Genomic DNA, 18,667 nt, shown 5'->3' on the forward strand with positions numbered 1-18,667 from the left:
GCCCCCCTCAAGATGAGATTTCCCAATTCGTAAGACCCCTGGTAGACGACCAGGTTGATAGGTTCGGGGTGGAAGCGCAGCAATGTGTGGAGCTGACGAATACTAATCGGTCGAGGGCTTATCCTATTAATACTCCACGAACCTTCGTGGAGGCCTCAAGAGCCCTTGAGGTAACGTTTCAATCTCTCTCTTCTTCGGTTCGCATTCAGTTTTCAGGGAACAACAATGATTGTTCCTTCTTTCATACGCGGTTGTGGTGGAATGGCAGACACGCTATCTTGAGGGGGTAGTGGGCGTACGCCCGTGGAGGTTCGAGTCCTCTCAACCGCATTTTACTAACTTTATATTGTGCGGTCGTGGCGGAATTGGCAGACGCGCTAGATTCAGGTTCTAGTGAGGTAACAGTCGTGGAGGTTCGAGTCCTCTCGACCGCATAGATGATTTACTTGCAAGTATGGACTCTAACCTCAGGGTTGCAGTCCATATTTTGTCCCTGGTTTGGGATGCTGCTTATGCAATCCTTCGTATAGATATGCAATTGTATGTTGCCATTAGAACGTCGATTGTGTATAATTAGAATCCTGAACGCTTTGATTGAATCGTATGCGGACGTGGCTCAGTGGTAGAGCATCGCCTTGCCAAGGCGAGGGTCGCGAGTTCGAATCTCGTCGTCCGCTTATACCTTAAGCCGGTGTGGCGGAATTGGCAGACGCGCGCGACTCAAAATCGTGAGGGAAACCGTGGGGGTTCGAGTCCCTTCACCGGCATTATATTATCGGGACGTAGCTCAGCTTGGTAGAGCACCTGGTTTGGGACCAGGGGGTCGCATGTTCAAATCGTGTCGTCCCGACTTTTCATTTGCGGGTGTAGTTCAATGGTAGAACTCCAGCCTTCCAAGCTGGTAGCGTGGGTTCGATTCCCATCACCCGCTTACGTAAACTCGCAGTGAAGACTGCCGGCGGAAGCCGGCAGTCTTTTTTCTGCCTTTATCGGCGGTTTGTGATCATCAATTCCGGTATGGTATAGTGGGAATCATAATAATCGGGCTAATCGCCGGACGGCAAGTCCTTAGAAAGAGGTGTACCATGGCTGAAGATTTTATAAAATTAGGCGTTCGCCCAGAGCTTCAGAAAGCGATGGCTGCTTATGGAATTACAGATCCGACACCGGTGCAGGCCAAAGCGATCCCGCTGCTGCTCGCAGGTCGTGACGTAGCGGCACAAGCCCAGACCGGGACGGGCAAAACATTAGCGTTTGTGCTCCCGATCTTGGAAAAGGTGGAACCGAATCGCCCGTTTACTCAGGCTCTGATCGTTACGCCTACCCGCGAACTCGCCGTACAGATTGCCAGAGAAACGGAAAGACTGGCTTCCGTTGTCGGCGCTGGGGTGCAGGCGATCTACGGAGGAACGGATATAGACCGTCAAAACCGTAAACTGGAGCAAGTGCCGACGATCGTTGTCGGTACGCCGGGCCGTTTGCTTGACCATGTGAAGAGAGAGACGTTATCCCTCAACGGCGTACGTCTGGTTGTTGTCGATGAAGCGGATGAGATGCTTCGCCGAGGATTTCTGGAGGAAGTCGAGACACTCCTCGCCCTGGCTTCGGAGAAACGGCAAACGATGCTCTTCTCCGCTACGATGCCTCAACCGATCCGTCAATTGGCGGAGCGCTACATGCGCAAGCCGGAGCAGTTGAAAATAGCCGGCAAGCAAGTAACGGTAGATGAAATTGAACAAGCTGCTGTCGAAACGCCGGAAACGGAAAAAAACAATACGCTTATTCAGTTGATCGGACATTACCGTCCTTTTTTGGCGATGGTTTTCTGCAGTTCCAAAGGCCGGGCGAATGTCGTGAACGAAGCGCTGCAAAAAGCGGACATTGAATCCGACGTGCTGCATGGGGATCTGTCCCAGGCCAAGCGGGAGTTCGTCCTGAAGCGGTTCCGCGAAGCGAAGCTTCAAGTGCTCGTTGCGACAGATATCGCTGCTCGCGGGCTCGATATCGAGGGAGTTACCCATGTATTCAACTACGATGTGCCGCAAGATTTCGAGTGGTACATTCACCGTATAGGTCGTACCGGACGAGCAGGGGAGAGCGGTATCGCGATTACGCTGGTGACGGCACGAGACCGTCTGAGACTGGCGAAGCTGGAAAGCAAGATCGGCATGAAGCTGCCGCGCCGTGATCAGACGGGTGGACTGCTTTCCAGCGAAGTGGTCAAGAAGACAGCTGGGAAGCCAGCAGGCTCCCGTAAAAGCTCCGATTCGGCCGCTTCGAAATACCGGAAGTCCGATACGGGTCGCCAAGGGGCGAAGCGATCGGCGGACGGAGGAGCAGGCAGAGGCTCATCGAAAGGGTTCGGCAAAGGACCGGGAAGTTCCCGGTCAACCTTCGGGGGCGGAGCCGGCAAAAACCGTCCCGGTCCGGGATTCGCAGGCGCTGGTCGCCGCGGAGCGCCCAGAGGCAAATAACACGAGAAAGACGCTTTCTAACCACTATCTTTATTGGTATTGGAGGCGTCTTTTTTACATATCAGCACATGTTCTTCACCGGGATAAAGCAGAGGAGGGGCCATCTTGATTGTCGAGCCAGCAAATTTCGTAAACCGTTCATAGTGTGGGTGGATGGCCAGTTTGGATCTTCTGCTGCCCGCTACAAACAGGGAAGGAACCAAATAAGAGCGGTTTGTGAGGCTGTCGATTCATTCAAGGGATTCCGGACAACCTGTTTGAGCAGAAGAAGGTAACTATTCACTTGGAACGGTCTTGCTAACACTTCTACACAATGAATCGACAGTCTCACTAACGCCTCTTATTTTGTTGGAAGACATCCGTATTCTGCTTTCGGCGATGCTGAACACGTTTTGCTTGCAGGCAAGATATTTTCGGGATGGATCAAGAGTCGAGTTGGCCCCCCTCAAACCTCATCAACGAGCAACTAGAGCCAAGGGGACTCATTCCCTCCCACACAAACGTATGGGTATGCACTCACGTCAAAGGACCGTCCGGACGTCTTGGCGTCTCCGGACGGTTTTTCATAAAGAGTTTCCCGCGAAGCTCAACCCTTTTGGCTCGCAAAAACAGATATTCCGTGCGCTTATAAGGCTCATTCTATATGACCGAGGCCCTCAAACAGAAATGCTACTTAGCATGCAATTCATCAAAGATTCCTCTACTAGAGACAATATGGCGTAAGAGCCTCACTTGAAGCAAAAGTTTTCACCGAAAGCGGCAAGCAGGTGATGTCTAGGATCGGCAGTTTCGTCACCACGTCGAGGGACAACGGAAAAGAAAGTGTTTAGCAGATCAGTTATCGTTCCTTCGGGTCATTTGCTGCCATACGGAACCTTCGGCTGCGACTCCGCCTTCAATCCGTTCTATAGCCATTTTGACCTGCATACGCACTTCAAATTCGGGATCGTCGGCCGCCTCCAGCAGTGCCGGCAACGAACGTTCGTCCCCGGTCTCATACAAGAAACGTGCGGCTCTCCAGCGGACGAGCTTGTTCGAATCGCGAAGCGAATCGGTCATCGCATCAATGGCCGCCGGGTCTCCGATATCGGAGATCGTATCTCCTGCCGTTCTTCGGACGGACACGGAATTGTCGCGGAGCGCCTGATACAAATAAGGCAGCACTTCCGGCTCGCGAATATCGCCGATATAGACGGAGGCCAGTCTCCGGATTGACGCTTGTGGGTCGTTCAGCGCCTTGGCTAGCAGCGGCAGGCTCTCCATGGACGGTTTAATTTGCTGAAGGGCGGCGTACCGTTTTTTCCAGTCAGGGTCATCCAGATGACGTTCGATTTCAGCTAAACCCAGTTCCGGCTGGATCGCAGGCTCGCTTGTCCCGTCCACTCCGGCGGATTGGGCCGCTTTCACCAGTTCATTCAGCCTTGTCTGGTCATACGTCGCATCCAGCTCCTGAACGATCTGGTCGGCTATCTCCTGGAGCTCTCCATAGCGAATCCCGATCTCTTCAAGCTTTCGTTCCTTGATCAGATTGGGTGAAGCGTTGCCGGCGTTCATAGCTGCTTCTACGAACCGTTCGGGCATTGCCCTCCGGACTTCTTCGCCTCCGGACCGGACGCGTATTTGCATAGGAATGGAACGAAACGATTGGACAAGGACGGAAGCTTCACCGAATGAATCGGCATCTATGCTCTTCGGCACGACTGAGGTCTGAACCTCGTCCGATCCCAGTATGGACCGTATAGCTGCGAGAATCGCCTGCCAGTCGCCTTTTGGATGCCGATCCACAGCTATAAAGTCGGCGGTATGGAAGATGGAGGTCACCCCGGGTATTTCCAGAATGCTCCGGAACGGAACGGGCATGGCGGTGTTCGCTTTCGTATACGTTCGCATCGCGCCTTTTGGCAAGGTTTCATCTAAGTTAATTTTCATCGAGTTCGGACTAGGCGTCGGTTCGATGGATATGATTCTCATCCGTATATCCCTCCTCCCCTCTATTGTGTCACAAAATGCGACAAGAAAAAACCCCGTCGATGTGGCGGGGGAAAGGATCAATCCAATTGTAAAAGCTGCCGGTTCATGTACGGCTCTATCGTATTCGATATAGCGAAGACGGTGTGGGCCAGGTCGACATTCTCATACGCATACTCGCACTCCTGCAGTGCGGACATCGCTTCGTCGTAGTAGGCCATGCGGGCCGAGATCAGCTCGTCGCTGTCTCCGCGGTCACGCTGCCTCTTCAATACGGAAGGCCGGTCTGCATACACGAACAGTCTCACGACTGAGGGACCGAACGCTTGCTTCAATATACGCGCCCCTTCCGGATTCAAGATGACGTACACAAATCCGTGCTCCTCCCATAATCGCAAAATGTCGGCGTGCTTGATTCCGTACAGTTGGCCGTCTATGCGCACACTCTCTACGAACTCGCCGCGTCGTTCCGATTCCAGGAAGGAATCCGCAGCAATGAAGTGGTAATCTTGACCGTCCTGCTCTCCGGCTCGCCTCGCCCGGGTCGTATAGGATAACACTTTGGTCAGTTCAAGCGTCGCTCCCGTCATATCGGCGATCGTCTTGCGTCCGGAACCGTCCGGCCCTGTGAATACGAAAATGGTTTTTCGCACATCGATCTCCTCCTTCAGAAGAGTATGTTTCGCTCGTTATGAAGCCGGAACGGAAGACGTTTCATGTATTATCCTATTCGCAAAGGATGCAAAAAAGAAGAGCTCCATTAGCGGAAGCTCTTCTGGTCTTATAGGTATGCCTTAAGGGTTGCCGGTGACGCTAAGCGTATCCGGTTCCTTGATCGTGCGGAGAATCGATACTTCAACCCGGCGGTTTTTGGCTTTTCCTTCGGCTGTATCGTTCGTATCGATCGGCTGGAACTCTCCATATCCAATCGTACGGAAACGTTCGGCACTGATTTTGTCGTTTTGAAGCAAAATTTTCATGAAATTGATTGCACGCTTGGCGCTCAAATCCCAGTTCGTATCGAATTCTGCATTGCGGATCGGTACGTTATCCGTATGTCCGGCCACTTCGATCTGATATTGCGGGTACTGCGTCAGCATGTCCGAGATCGTGACAGCCAGCTTCTGGGCATCGGTTTTAAGATTGGCGCTTCCGGAAGCGAACAGGGCGTTGTCCCGAATCGTAATCATCAGCATGTCGTGGGTCAGCTTCGTTTCCAGTTGGGTATCCAGGTTATTGTCCTGAATATATTGATCGATCTTTTGTTTCAATTCCTTCAACTCGGCCGTTTCTTTTTGAATCAGCTGCTGCTGTTGCTCGGCTTTAATCTCTTGAGCCGACTTGCCGTCCTGATCCTTTTTCTTGATATCCGAAGCGGGAGGGTCAATCAGCGGAATGACCTCAGGCTGATCAAAGAAACTGGAGCCCCCGGTAAAAGCGGAATTCAGGCTTTTCATGATCGAATCGTATTTTTTGGAATCCATCTGACTGGAAGCGAACAAAATAATGAATAACGCCAGAAGAAGCGTCAGCAGATCCGCATAAGGAATTAGCCAAGTCTCGTCGATATGGTCTTCATGATGCTGCTTGCGCTTCTTGTTCACTGCCTACCTCTCCTTTTTGGTCAGAGTAACGCTCGGACGGCGGCAAATAGACAGACAGCTTCTGTTCGATCGCGATAGCGGATATACCGGACTGAATCGACAGCAAGCCTTCTACCATCATCATCTTCAACTCGACTTCTTTCTTGGATATTTGCTTCAGTTTGTTGGCGAACGGATGCCACAGCACGTAGCCGGTAAAAATACCGAGCAGCGTCGCCACGAAGGCGGCCGAGATCAGATGGCCCAGCTGTTCGACCTGGTTCAGGTTGCTGAGCGCGGCGATCAGACCGACGACGGCACCGAGTACCCCCAGTGTTGGAGCATATGTACCCGCCTGAGTAAAGATCAGCGCGCCGGAACGATGCCGTTCTTCCATAGCCGATATTTCTTCCATCAGCACATCGTGGATAAACTCCTGGTCGCTGCCGTCAATAATCATACGCATTCCGTTGCGCAGAAACATATCGTCGATCTCGTCAACCTTGCTTTCCAGCGCGAGCAAACCTTCGCGGCGGGTAATCGTGACCCATTCGATAAACAATTGGATCAGTTCCTTCTTGGATACGAGCTTTTGCTGCTTGAACAAAATGGCGAACAGCTTCGGTACCTTTTTGAGATCGTTCATCGGGAAGGCGATGAACACGGCCGCAATCGTACCTAAAATGATAATGAGCAAAGCGGCCGGGTTAGCCAGCGAGACCAGACTGGCTCCCTTCATCACCATGCCCAGCCCTACTGCGATAAGCGCCAGTATAAGGCCAATTCCAGTTGATTTCTCCATCCGTTGCACCGTCCTTAAGTAGTCCATCCTATACGGCTTGGTTGTATAGGACTATAATTCGATTAATACCGACAAATTCCTGCATAGGAAGAAAACAAAAAAGGTATAGATTGTAATTGTATGGAGTATATTTGTCGAAAAACTCAAGTGTCCGGACATATCTATCCGGGCGATAGCCGATAAATCGCTGTAAGTAGGAAAAATTCCCTAATCCCGGATTCGTTATCGTATAGTTTCGGGCGACTAATTATTCATTACGCATCCTGAACGGTTTCGGTTCGAAGAACGGATACCTGTTCAGTGCCCTTTCATCTTACAGAACTCAGTGGGGTGGGGGAGGATATATGGAGGATTTAATGCCTTTCTGTTCACGTTTATAAGAAATCCGGCAAATCATGTACGACGGCAAACGAAAAACCGCCAAATGCGTCATAGCCTTGGCGGTGGTGGAACATCCACTATTCTCATTGAAATTGATTCTTATTTAGATGAAGAAACTCGGTGAAAAGACGTTTTTGTTATGGATTCGTCTCAATAATGCCGTGGTCGCCGAAATGATCTTTAACCAAGGCGTTGAAATCCGCAACGTAAGGCTGAAGCGACCCGCCCTTCCATACTTCAAGCGCATAGGTACTCATACGGTTAATGAACTGCTGATTGGCCGAGATGAAGACGTTCGTTATATTCGGATGATGCTGCCTTACAAGGGCGGACAATTCCTTCACAAGCTCGCTGGAGAGATCCTGCGGATTCGGAATCGTATCAAAGCTGTACTTGTCCATTACGACGTCACCCTTCGGGAGCACGTAAGAGACATCGGAACGGTCGTCCACTCCGGGCGAAGCGATCGTCCGGTCGCTGAACAAAATGGTTCCTTTCCCCTTGGTCCCGGTCGCCGTCTTATCCAGCACGATGGCCACATAGGCATTTTTGTCGGTCACGAAGACGAAGGAGCTGCGTATTCCCTTCATATCGTCTACGGCATCTGTGGTGGATTGAGTGAACTGAAGACTGTTATTGTGGTGGTCGGCGGCTTTCAGCTGCGTGTTATAGGTCCGAAACCCGGAACGCTCGTGGGATTCCGTCCGGCTGCCGTAATCGGAAGGACCCGCTTCAAAGTGTTTCTGATACGAGCAGGCGGATATCCAGACGACAGCGGCGGCGAGGACGGCCAACGATCGGACTACAGTCAGGCGGTTCATGAAGTACCTCCTCATCGTATAAAGTCCCTTAATAGGGTTTGTTATTTCGGACGGATTATGCATGAACGCCACCTGACCAAATCAGGAGACGGGAGCAGCCGGGTTTGCCTAAAAAAGCATTCGTTTTTGCATAAAGGGGCCGTATTATGGAAATAACCTTTATGAGCCCTTTTCTAAGAAATCCAGGGAGGAAAAAAGGCTGAAAACCGTTGATTTAGAACAATTTGTGAACTTTCCCATTGCGATTGACAAAAAGATGCCGCGAATTTATAGTTAATAGGGTGATTAAGTTTGTTGACAAATTGTGGCCATCCATGATAGCGCTAATAGATTGATCTCAGCGCGTTGATCGGTCTATTAAACACAGAGAATTGGGGTTGATGAGTAAAATGAGACGGTGGAAGTCTGCATGGCGTTTGATTCCGCTTTTCGCGTTATTGACGTTCGTGCTTACGGGATGTGGTTTGGAAAATCTGACGGCGCTGGATCCTAAAGGTCCGGTTGCGGAGAAGCAATTATCGGTCATTTACCTCTCTTTGATCGTGATGATCGGTGTATTCGTCACCGTGGCGATCATTTATGTGTTCGTGCTCGTACGCTTCAGAAAACGTCCAGGACAAACCGGCGTTCCGAAACAGGTCGAGGGCAATCATAAGCTGGAGATCATCTGGACGGTTATTCCGTTCATTTTGCTCATCATCATTGCGATTCCGACCGTTAAGTATACGTTCGAATTGGACAAAGACTACTCGAATGATCCTAATGCGCTGCAGGTTAAAGTAACCGGACACCAATTCTGGTGGGAATTCGAATATATGAACGAGAAGATCAACACTTCTCAAGACCTGATTATTCCAACCGGGCGTACGATCGCCTTCCATCTGGAATCGGCCGACGTCATTCACTCTTTCTGGGTACCGGCTCTTGGCGGTAAGAAAGATACGAACCCGGGCATGACGAACATGCATTACTTAAAAGCGGATGAACCGGGAACCTATTACGGCAAGTGCGCCGAGCTGTGCGGCGATTCTCACGCCTTGATGGAATTTAAGGTGAAAGCCGTTACGCCGGAGGAATTCGACCGCTGGATCAGCAGAATGAAATCGCCAACGGCTGCGCCGACATCGGTTCTGGCACAGGAAGGCGAGAAAATATTTAAAGATCAATGTCTTGCGTGCCATGCCATCTACAATACCCAGACTAAGCAAGTCGAAGGCGGTAAAGTGGCCCCTAACCTGGTCGATTACGCAAACCGCTCGACCGTTGCCGGAATTTTGATCAACCGCTCGCCTGAAGATTTGAAGAATAACTTGAAAACTTGGCTCGACGATCCACAAGCGGTTAAACCGGGCAACCTGATGCCGAATCCGAAAAATGTTCCGGGCAGCAAAATGGAGCAGAGCCTTGATCTGAACGATCAACAAATCAATGCGTTGGTTGAATACTTGGCCGGTCAGACACAGAAATAAACGCGTAATTGCGCAGCTTTCGAAGTAAAACTTTTTCGAGTGTGAATTTGGCGAATGCCAGGCCAAATTCACACCGGAGGAAAAAGTTCTAGGAGGGTAATACGTTGGCACATTCACATGCGGCTAAAAAGCAGTACAGCGGGCTGATGGATTGGCTCACAACCGTTGACCATAAAAAAATCGGGATTCTGTATCTAATCGGTGGGGCGCTGTTCTTCCTACTTGGCGGTCTGGAAGCCATCCTCATCCGGATTCAGCTGATCAAACCGATGAACGATGCAATCGATGCATCGATGTTCAACCAGCTGCTGACTATGCACGGTACAACCATGATATTCCTTGCGGCGATGCCGCTGATATTCGCCTTCATGAACGCGATCATCCCGCTCCAGATCGGAGCGCGCGACGTTGCTTATCCGTTCGTGAACGCACTCGGCTTCTGGCTGTTCTTCCTGGGCGGCCTGCTGCTGAACGTGAGCTGGTTTCTGGAAGGAGCGCCTGATGCAGGGTGGACGGCTTATACGCCATTGTCCTCCTCACCGCAATATAGCGGCAAGGGTATCGACTTCTACGTTCTCGGTCTGCAGATAGCCGGTATCGGTACGCTGATCGGGGGCATTAACTTCCTCGTCACCATTATTAACATGCGTGCGCCTGGTATGTCTTTCATGCGTATGCCGCTCTTTACATGGGCATCTTTTATTACATCGGGACTGATCTTGCTCGCGTTCCCGGCCATTACGGTAGGACTTGTTCTGCTTATGTTTGACCGGCTGTTCGAAGCCAACTTCTTCGATATTAGCGCCGGCGGTAACGTCGTCATTTGGCAGCATCTGTTCTGGATCTTCGGGCACCCCGAAGTTTACATTCTGATTTTGCCGGCCTTCGGTATTATCTCCGAAGTTATCAGTACGTTCTCCAACAAGCGTCTGTTCGGTTACAGCGCTATGGTGTTCGCAACCGTTATTATCGGCTTCCTGGGCTTCATGGTTTGGGTTCACCATATGTTTACGGTTGGCCTCGGTCCGGTCGCCAACGCTTTGTTCTCCATCGCTACGATGTTGATTGCAGTACCTACCGGTATTAAAATCTTTAACTGGCTGTTCACCTTGTGGGGCGGACATATTCGTTTCACGACGGCAAGCTTGTTCGCCTTGGGTTTCATTCCGACGTTCGTTATGGGCGGTATGACCGGGGTAATGCTTGCATCGCCGCCGGCTGACTTCCAGTACCATGATACTTACTTTGTAGTAGCTCACTTCCATTACGTAATTGTCGGTGGTCTTGTGTTAGGTTTGTTTGCAGGTTTGTACTATTGGTGGCCGAAGATGTTCGGGCGCATGTTGAACGAAGGACTCGGCAAGCTGTCGTTCTGGACGTTCTTCATCGGTTTCCACTTAACGTTCTTCGTGCAGCACTTCCTCGGTCTGATGGGGATGCAGCGCCGGGTATACACCTACTTGCCGGGACAAGAGTTCGATACGTTTAACTTTATCAGTACAATCGGCGCCATCTTGATGGGGGTTGGTACAATCTTTGTACTTCTTAACATCCTCATCACATCGATGAAACCGAAAAACGCTCCTGCCGATCCTTGGGACGGCCGTACGCTGGAGTGGGCAATTCCTTCTCCGGCACCGGAGTACAACTTTAAGCAGCTTCCTCTTGTCCGCGGATTGGACCCGCTGTTCAAAGAGAAAATGGAAGGCCGCAAGGAAATGACTCCTGCAGAACCAATCAGTGCGATTCATATGCCGAATCCGACGATTTTGCCGTTTGTTATGTCGCTCGGATTGTTCATTGCAGGTTTCGGGTTCATGTATCACAACTATTATGTAGCCGCAGGCGGCATTCTTGTCACTCTCGTATGTATGCTCCTTCGTTCGCTCTATGACGATCACGGCTACCACATCGAAGTCGAAGAGCTGCAGGATAAGGGGGCGAAGGTATGAATCACGCTGAATTGACCGGCAAGAACTTGCCTGACCAACCGGAATCAGCGACTCTGGAAGGACGCAATAAGATACTCGGCTTTTGGTTGTTCCTTGGTGGAGAAACGGTTCTCTTCGGTAGTTTGTTCGCGGTGTTTATCGGATTGCGGAATCAGATCGGAGACGGCCCTGCCGCCGATGAATTGTTCAAGCTTGGCATGGTGGCCGCCGCCACCCTGCTTCTCTTGACCAGCAGTATGACAAGCGTACTGGCAATCCAGGCGCTGCACCGCAAAGATATAGCGAAAATTTATTTGTGGTTTATTATCACAGGTATTCTGGGCTTTGCATTCTTGGGCCTTGAGATCTACGAGTTCTTTGAATATGTGCATGAAGGACATACGTTCTCGACTAGCGCATTTAGTTCGGCCTTCTACACACTGGTCGGTTTCCACGGCGCTCACGTAGCGTTCGGGCTTTTGTGGCTCATCGCCCTTTTGCTGCAAATGACCAAAAAAGGACTGACGGTGGTTACGGCTCCGAAGCTCTACGTATTCGGACTGTACTGGCACTTTATCGACGTAGTATGGGTTTTCATTTTCACCGTCGTATACTTGATGGGAAAGGTGGGCTAGAACATGGCAGCCAATCATCATTCCGCTACGGAACATACGAGCAAGCGGCCTCACGTTCATGAGGGCCCGAAAAACCATTACTTGTCATTTATTTTGTCTCTGGTCCTGACTGCGCTCGCGTTCGCAATCGTAATGGCCGAGATGGGAAAAACGTTTACGGTTTTGTTTATAGTAGTTCTGGCGATTGTTCAGGTGATTTTCCAGCTTGCTTTCTGGATGCACATGAAGGACCGCGGACACGGATTTGCAATCGTAGGAATCGCTTCAGGATTGATCGTTGCTCTAACCGGAGTGGCGGCAACCGTGTATATGATATGGTGGTAATAAGCCGGGGGGACTTTTTTGACAAAAAAAAGCCCCCCTTTTTTTTGAATGTGTAGAGTGATTACGGATTCGCGGTTCCCACCAAATACCTGGATCAGCATCGAAGCCAAAGCCCCAATTTGTGGGGGATTATGTAAGGTGCGGCTCTCCTTGTATGGTTGTTGGAGATAGAAGCCAGCCGTGATATAATGGCACGGAATGAAGTGCGTTTTTCATGACGGCGAGCAACTAACTCCAAGTATAAATCATCCGCATGGAAAACGAAGATAGGAGGGAAAGCTGTGTTAGGCTTGCAGTACTTTTCTTTTGCCGAATTATGGAGCCCTTGGAAACTGGCTGTAATGATAGCGATCGGAGTAGGTTACCTGATCCTAATCGGACCGAAGCGTTCGTTGTTTGCGGATAGCGAGCCGGTATCGAGAAGCAAAAAGACGATGTTTCTTCTTGGGATCACCATCTATTACTTGGCTGACGGCGGTCCGCTGGAACTGCTCGGGCATTTAATATTCAGTGCGCATATGACGGCCATGTCGCTTGCTTATCTGGTTGCGCCACCGCTTATATTGATCGGGATACCGGCCTGGATGATCCGGCCCGTGATGAATATAAAGCCGGTTGGTGCCATTATCAATACGCTGACAAAGCCTTTAATAGCTGTAGTAACCTTTAACATGTTGTTTTCCTTTTATCATCTGCCGGCTATTCACGATTATGTGATGACCCACTATACGGTGCACACGATCTACTTTTTCGTTCTGCTGCTCACTTCCTTTATGATGTGGTGGCCGATCGTATCGCCGCTGCCAGAATATGGACGGCTGAGTGAACTGAAGAAGATGGCGTTTATATTCGCTAACGGCGTGCTGATCACTCCGGCTTGTGCGCTCATCATTTTTGCCAACACGGCCGTATATGCCACGTACAACGACCCGCAAATGTGGGCGACGGCGATGGGCTACTGCGTACCGGCCAATTCGCAGGAACTGCTCGCCAACTTCTCGGGACCTGAATTTTTCGCGATATTCGATTCGCGGGAAGATCAGCAGCTTGGTGGAGTTATTATGAAAATTATGCAAGAGATCACGTATGGTGCCGCACTTGCGTATATCTTTTTCAACTGGTACGTCCGGGAACGGAAGAAGGACGATCTGGAGCCGGAACCGGTTTTGTAGTGGAGAGGATGTAGAACATGGGGACGATTTTACCGACTATAAGCACTTCGTTTATCGTAATAAGCGCTATCTTCGTCGCACTCGGCTGGATCCAAATAGCGAAGCGCAACATCGCCGGTCATCGCAAATTAATGATGTGGGCGGCCGCATTTGCAACGCTGTTTTTTATCGTATACGTGTCACGTACGTTTATTTCCGGAAATACGGAGTTTGGCGGACCGCATAGCGTTAAAATCTTTTATCTCGTTTTCCTGCTGTTCCATATTACGCTGGCAACCGTTGGCGGTGTGCTCGGGATCATTACTTTAAGATGGGGATTCACCAATCAGCTGGCGAAGCACCGGAAGATTGGACCGATCACGTCGATCGTATGGTTTATCACTGCGATTACAGGGGCGACGGTATACTTGCTGCTGTATTGGATTTATCCGGGCGGCGATACGAAACCCCTTCTCGACGCGATCTTCGGAGCGGGTCTCTGATTCGGGATTGCGGATGCAGCAGATGGACAAGTTAACTAAGCCTGTCTTGGCGGATTTTCGCCGGGATGGGCTTTTTTCATTGAAAAAGACCGGAACTTGAAAAATAAACTTGAAATATAAAAAATAAGTGGGTATACTGTTAATATAAATATACACAGTATGCACACTACATCGAAAGGTGATGCCGGATGTGGAGCAACATATGGTTTATCGTTAAGGCGGATGTGAAAAGGGCGAAGTGGGGATATATCATTTCCGCGTTTATGTACGTTTACTTTTGTTTTTTCGGTTCTTTCATCGTTACCGATTTGTTTGAGACGACGGGGAATCGGGGCGGGGTAGGCTTTCTGGCGGACCTTATGTTTCTGTGCAGTCTGAGCTGTATCGGATTCGTGATGAGCGGGGAGTATCGCAGTTACTGGCTAAGCGATGTGTTCACCAAGAAGCTGCAGTACTTGCGGTCCCTGCCAATCAGCACCAAGGAGCTGGTATGGGCCCGGTACGTACAGATTGGAATCAACTTGCTGATTATGTCTGCGATCTTATTCATACCGCTTTATTTCATCAGTCTGTTGGACGACATACTTACAGTGACGGAATATATCTCGTTCGCCGTATTATGGATGTGCGTTGGAGCTTGCTCATCGATGGTGTTTGCTTATAAGGAGCTGAGCGGCTCCGGTAAGTCATACTTTTGGTTTTGTATGATCTCGGTTGCCGGGTACATGGTGGTTAGCGGGCTCTGCTGGTATTGGAACTTCGGTCTTGTGGAGCATTCGGTAATCTTCGCCCAAAAAGCGGGCCTGCTCGCAGCCGTCGTTTGTCTGGTGATTACGGCGCTTTGGGGCTGGTTCTGGGGCAGGATGACGAATGATAAAATCCGCAGACGGGAGTACGCGAGATGACGCTGACAGCGGCAGCAAGCGGAAGGAGGGTAACGTTGTGCGCATCCCAATTCAGGTTTCGGCGGAATCGGCGGAACCGATGTACCATCAGATTGAAGTTCAGCTCCGGTCTTTAATACTAAGCGGCCATCTGCCGGAAGGCACATTGCTCCCGTCCATACGAGAATTTGCACAGGAGCTCGGCTGCAGCATTATAACGATTCGAAGAGTGTATCAAGACCTCGAGGGAGAAGGGCTGCTTCGCACCCGGCAAGGAACGGGAACGTTCGTAGCCTCCGTTGGTGTGACCGAGAGGGAACAATATAGGGCGGATGCCGTGATCGAAGGGTTTCGCGCAGCAATCGAGACGGCAAAGAGAGTTCACTGCTCGCGGGAAGAGACGATTCAGATTTTTGAACAGTGTCTGGCAAAGTGGATGCCGCCGGAACAAGCGCAGCCGGAAAATGGAGGGAAGCAGGAATGAACTCGTACGTCATATCGGTGAACGGTGCGGAGAAACGATACGAATCGTTCCAGTTGGGCCCGATCGAGCTGAACGTAGAGCCCGGTCTTATTGTAGCGTTGGTAGGCTCGAACGGATCGGGAAAGACGACTTTGTTTCAGATGATGATGAATACGGTATTGCCGGACCGCGGAACGATCGAAGTGTTCGGAAAGCGATACGAGGATTTTGAAGTAGACGTGAAGCGGCGCATCGGCTATGTGCCAGAATCGTCTTACTCCGAAGAGGCCGGTTGGAGAGTGCGCGAGCTTGTAGCTTTTCATTCGCGGTGGTTTCCGACCTGGAATCAAGCCAAGTGGTTGTCGCTTGCCGAACGGTTCGAAATCGATCCGAAGACGAATGTGAAAGTGTTGTCTAAAGGGATGAAGCGCCGACTGCTGTTCAGTCTGGCACTCGCTCAGGAGCCGGACCTGCTGCTGCTCGACGAGCCGTCCTCGGGACTCGATCCTTATGCCTGGCGGATTATGCTGGAGGAGATCGGCCAATATATGGCTGCCGGAGACCGCTCGGTTATAATGGCCACGCATACGATCGAAGAAGTGCGGCGGCTTGCCGATTATGTGGCGATCATTCATAAAGGACAGCTGCTCGAATATACCGACAAAGATTCGCTCGTCGATAGCTGGAAAACGTTCTGGGTCAGTCAGCCGTTGCCCGAACCGGAGCTGCTGCCCGGTATGGTCGAATGGGAAGAGGGGCCTTTGATGCGAATTACGACGAACCAGGCGCAGCAAGCCGAGCAGGCGCTTTTGGAGGCCGGAATCGCCATCGTGAAGCGTCAGCAGGTCGAGCTGGACGAAGTGCTGCATCACGTCATTGCAGCCCAAAGGAAGCAACCAAACGGGAAAGGGGCTATACGTGTATGAACCCTCTCAAAGTAGAGCAGGTGACCAAAAATTACGGAGATAAGGTTGCAGTTAATCAGATCGATTTCGAGGTCAGGCAGGGAGAAATCTTCGGGCTGCTAGGCGCGAACGGAGCCGGTAAAACGACGACGATGCGTATGGTGCTGGGACTGATCTACCCGGACGACGGCCGTATTTTGTGGAGGGGCCAAGGGTATTCCGACGAGCTTCGCCAGCTGCTTGGCTATTTGCCGGAGGAGCGCGGGCTGTACCCGAAAGTGAAAGTGAGCGAGCAGGTGCTGTACTTGGCGGAACTCCGCGGGGTCCCTCGTCAGAAGGCCGAGAACAGCTTGCGGGATTGGCTGGAGCGGTTCGAAGTGCCGGAGTATTACAATAAGCGGGTGGAAGAGCTGTCCAAGGGGAACCAGCAAAAGATCCAGTTTATTGCGGCCGTCATTCACGATCCGGATATTCTGATCCTGGACGAAGCGTTCAGCGGATTGGACCCGGTAAACGTAGAGCTATTGAAATCAACCGTTACGGATTTGCGCAAGGCAGGCAAAACGATCTTGTTCTCCAGCCACCGGATGGATCATGTCGAAGAGCTTTGCGAAAATATATGCATTCTGCATAAGTCGAATACGGTGCTGAAAGGCAGCCTGAAGTCGATCAAGCGTTCATTCCCGCGCGAAAAGGTGCTGCTCGATACGGAGCTGCAGATCACAGGACTGAACCGGATCCCGGGCGTACTCTCGGTGGAGAAGCGCGAGTCGTGGACCGAGCTTCGCATCGGAAGGCCGGAAGTGGCGCAGGAAGTGCTGAGAGTCGCTTCGTCTCAATCCGAAGTATACCGGTTCCAACTGGTGGAGCCGACGCTTAACGAAATTTTTATAAAGACGGTAGGTGGTCAGCATGAATAAGCTGTCGACGGTCATCAAATTCACGTTCATGAATCGAGTTCGGGCCAAAGCGTTCACGGTAAGTACTTTGATCTTTGCGATCGTGCTGACGGTTGTTATGAATTTGCCTGCCATCATCTCATTTTTTTCATCTTCGGACGGTGCGGCTGTTAAAGTAGGGATCGTGGGCAAAGAAACCGAAGTGATGCGTTCGCTCAAAAGTTTCTATGAAAGCCAGCCGGAGCCGGAGCTGCAAATTGTCTTACTCGGCGATGCCGGTTCGAAGGAAGCGAACGCCAAGCTGGGCAAGGAAAAGCTGGATGCGGGTGACGTGAAAGGTTATCTGGAGCTCGTGGAGGACCCGGCCGCAGGGTTTCCGAAGGTGATCTACAACTCCAAAAGCTCGATGGACTTTTCGATGGAATCGAAGCTGAAAAGAGTGCTGCAAGTGATCAAGGCGGAAATTGTCGTGAAAGATTTCGGACTGACGGCGGAACAGCGTACGAAGCTGAATGCGCCGGTCATCGTTGAAACGGTTCAAGTGCAGGAAGGGACGACCGGCAAGACCGAGTCGCAAATGGCCGTTGCGTACGTGCTCGTATATGCCCTGCTGTTCCTGCTGTACATGACGGTTATCGGGTACGGCAATATGGTGGCAACGGAGATAACGGCCGAGAAAAGCTCGCGCGTGATGGAGGTGCTGATCTCCAGCGTATCGCCGCTCAAGCAAATGTTCGGCAAAATTATCGGAATATGCCTGCTCGGTCTTGTTCAGATCGCTGTGTTCGTTGTCGTCGGGGCAGCTAACATGCTGCTGCCTCACAATAAGGAGTTGATCAGCGACTTGAACATCAGCCTGGGCGATATCCAGCTGTCGCTGCTCGGTTATTTCATCATCTTCTACTTGCTCGGCTACTTTATATACGCCACAATTTTCGCCGCGGTCGGCTCGCTGGTCAGCCGCACTGAAGAGGTGGGGCAGGCGATCATGCCGGTGATGTTCCTGATTATCGCGGCCTTCATGATTGCGATGTTCGGCTTGCAAAGCCCGAATGCTCCGTTCGTCGTCGCGATGTCGTTCGTCCCGTTTTTCTCGCCTCTGATAATGTTCTTGCGGATCGGTATGAGCGACCCGGCTTGGTGGGAAATCTGGCTCTCGATCGGAGTGACCGCAGCCACGATGTTCCTGCTCGGCTGGCTTGCCGCGAAAATTTACCGGGTCGGCGTCCTGATGTACGGCAAGCGTCCTTCGTTTAAAGAGCTTCGGAAAGCGATGAAGGCTTTTAAGGTTTGAGGGTAGACTTTTACATTGTGAGTAGTGGTCATAATTGAGACACATGTAGTCGATAACTGGGACATTTTACGAGATAGGTTTGAGACTAAATTTGCAGCCGGTAATTGCAAGGTTCCTTGCTTTTACTGGCTTTTCATTTAACCGATCAGATAAAATATTTCTCATAAAAATTGTTTTCAA

17 protein-coding genes, 6 tRNA genes and 1 rRNA gene are annotated in these 18,667 nt (G+C 50.9%); 19 read left to right on the plus strand and 5 right to left on the minus strand.

All coding sequences use genetic code 11. The features are described 5' to 3' along the window. From AC3Y2E_RS26360 to AC3Y2E_RS26395, 8 genes are all read left to right on the plus strand, one after another. Window positions 1–126, plus strand: a 23S ribosomal RNA gene (locus AC3Y2E_RS26360); the annotation flags it as partial. A 121-nt stretch (window positions 127–247) separates the two neighbouring features. Next, window positions 248–330: transfer RNA gene (locus AC3Y2E_RS26365), tRNA-Leu, on the plus strand. A gap of 20 nt (window positions 331–350) precedes the next feature. Continuing rightward, a tRNA-Leu gene (locus tag AC3Y2E_RS26370) sits at window positions 351–434 on the plus strand. A gap of 171 nt (window positions 435–605) precedes the next feature. Next, window positions 606–677, plus strand: a tRNA-Gly gene (locus AC3Y2E_RS26375). A gap of 10 nt (window positions 678–687) precedes the next feature. Further along, window positions 688–767: transfer RNA gene (locus AC3Y2E_RS26380), tRNA-Leu, on the plus strand. A gap of 9 nt (window positions 768–776) precedes the next feature. After that, window positions 777–850 (plus strand) — tRNA-Pro (locus AC3Y2E_RS26385). 10 nt (window positions 851–860) lie between these two features. Then, window positions 861–931: transfer RNA gene (locus AC3Y2E_RS26390), tRNA-Gly, on the plus strand. Window positions 932–1,085: 154 nt separating this feature from the next. Then, window positions 1,086–2,474, plus strand: coding sequence for a DEAD/DEAH box helicase (locus AC3Y2E_RS26395; protein WP_379215762.1), 1,389 nt, complete (start codon window positions 1,086–1,088; stop codon window positions 2,472–2,474). 834 nt (window positions 2,475–3,308) lie between these two features. On the opposite strand, the gene AC3Y2E_RS26400 is transcribed toward AC3Y2E_RS26395, so the two are convergent. The 5 genes from AC3Y2E_RS26400 to AC3Y2E_RS26420 all read right to left on the minus strand — a co-directional run bounded on the left by AC3Y2E_RS26400 (window position 3,309) and on the right by AC3Y2E_RS26420 (window position 8,029). After that, window positions 3,309–4,445: a conserved virulence factor C family protein gene (locus AC3Y2E_RS26400; protein ID WP_379215764.1), complete on the minus strand. Its 1,137-nt coding sequence runs from the start codon at window positions 4,443–4,445 to the stop codon at window positions 3,309–3,311. Between the two features lie 77 nt (window positions 4,446–4,522). After that, entirely contained in the window at window positions 4,523–5,095 is a 573-nt protein-coding gene (locus AC3Y2E_RS26405) for a guanylate kinase (protein ID WP_379215766.1), read from the minus strand. Window positions 5,096–5,236: 141 nt separating this feature from the next. Next, entirely contained in the window at window positions 5,237–6,046 is an 810-nt protein-coding gene (gene motB / locus AC3Y2E_RS26410) for a flagellar motor protein MotB (RefSeq protein ID WP_190929735.1), read from the minus strand. After that, window positions 6,018–6,827, minus strand: coding sequence for a flagellar motor stator protein MotA (gene motA / locus AC3Y2E_RS26415; protein ID WP_190929736.1), 810 nt, complete (start codon window positions 6,825–6,827; stop codon window positions 6,018–6,020). The genes motB and motA overlap by 29 nt, the downstream gene beginning before the upstream one ends. Window positions 6,828–7,345: 518 nt before the next feature. Continuing rightward, a complete protein-coding gene (locus AC3Y2E_RS26420; protein ID WP_379215769.1) occupies window positions 7,346–8,029 on the minus strand; it encodes a hypothetical protein in 684 nt (227 codons plus the stop codon). Between the two features lie 389 nt (window positions 8,030–8,418). On the opposite strand from AC3Y2E_RS26420, the gene coxB reads away from it, so the two are divergent. From coxB to AC3Y2E_RS26475, 11 genes are all read left to right on the plus strand, one after another. Continuing rightward, window positions 8,419–9,498 (plus strand): cytochrome c oxidase subunit II, encoded by a 1,080-nt coding sequence (gene coxB / locus AC3Y2E_RS26425; protein ID WP_190929860.1) that lies wholly within the window; start codon window positions 8,419–8,421, stop codon window positions 9,496–9,498. A 104-nt stretch (window positions 9,499–9,602) separates the two neighbouring features. Then, window positions 9,603–11,450: a cytochrome c oxidase subunit I gene (ctaD, locus tag AC3Y2E_RS26430; RefSeq protein WP_190929738.1), complete on the plus strand. Its 1,848-nt coding sequence runs from the start codon at window positions 9,603–9,605 to the stop codon at window positions 11,448–11,450. After that, window positions 11,447–12,064, plus strand: coding sequence for a cytochrome c oxidase subunit 3 (locus AC3Y2E_RS26435; protein WP_379215772.1), 618 nt, complete (start codon window positions 11,447–11,449; stop codon window positions 12,062–12,064). The genes ctaD and AC3Y2E_RS26435 overlap by 4 nt, the downstream gene beginning before the upstream one ends. A gap of 3 nt (window positions 12,065–12,067) precedes the next feature. Further along, window positions 12,068–12,388: a cytochrome C oxidase subunit IV family protein gene (locus AC3Y2E_RS26440; protein WP_379215774.1), complete on the plus strand. Its 321-nt coding sequence runs from the start codon at window positions 12,068–12,070 to the stop codon at window positions 12,386–12,388. Window positions 12,389–12,669: 281 nt separating this feature from the next. Beyond that, window positions 12,670–13,560 carry a cytochrome c oxidase assembly factor CtaG gene (gene ctaG / locus AC3Y2E_RS26445; RefSeq protein ID WP_379215776.1) on the plus strand — a complete coding sequence of 297 codons (891 nt, stop codon included), beginning with the start codon at window positions 12,670–12,672 and terminating at the stop codon, window positions 13,558–13,560. Between the two features lie 17 nt (window positions 13,561–13,577). Continuing rightward, window positions 13,578–14,042, plus strand: a complete 465-nt coding sequence (locus AC3Y2E_RS26450) for a DUF420 domain-containing protein (RefSeq protein ID WP_379215778.1) — start codon at window positions 13,578–13,580, stop codon at window positions 14,040–14,042. Window positions 14,043–14,230: 188 nt separating this feature from the next. Continuing rightward, window positions 14,231–14,947 carry a hypothetical protein gene (locus AC3Y2E_RS26455; RefSeq protein WP_379215780.1) on the plus strand — a complete coding sequence of 239 codons (717 nt, stop codon included), beginning with the start codon at window positions 14,231–14,233 and terminating at the stop codon, window positions 14,945–14,947. A gap of 37 nt (window positions 14,948–14,984) precedes the next feature. Continuing rightward, entirely contained in the window at window positions 14,985–15,410 is a 426-nt protein-coding gene (locus tag AC3Y2E_RS26460) for a GntR family transcriptional regulator (RefSeq protein WP_190929744.1), read from the plus strand. Next, window positions 15,407–16,315, plus strand: a complete 909-nt coding sequence (locus AC3Y2E_RS26465; RefSeq protein WP_379215782.1) for an ABC transporter ATP-binding protein — start codon at window positions 15,407–15,409, stop codon at window positions 16,313–16,315. The genes AC3Y2E_RS26460 and AC3Y2E_RS26465 overlap by 4 nt, the downstream gene beginning before the upstream one ends. Continuing rightward, a complete protein-coding gene (locus AC3Y2E_RS26470) occupies window positions 16,312–17,214 on the plus strand; it encodes an ABC transporter ATP-binding protein (protein WP_379215784.1) in 903 nt (300 codons plus the stop codon). Before AC3Y2E_RS26465 ends, AC3Y2E_RS26470 begins: the two co-directional genes overlap by 4 nt. Further along, window positions 17,207–18,487 (plus strand): ABC transporter permease, encoded by a 1,281-nt coding sequence (locus AC3Y2E_RS26475; protein ID WP_379215786.1) that lies wholly within the window; start codon window positions 17,207–17,209, stop codon window positions 18,485–18,487. The genes AC3Y2E_RS26470 and AC3Y2E_RS26475 overlap by 8 nt, the downstream gene beginning before the upstream one ends. Window positions 18,488–18,667: the final 180 nt, after the last annotated feature.

The organism is Paenibacillus sp. MAH-35, from assembly GCF_058135425.1.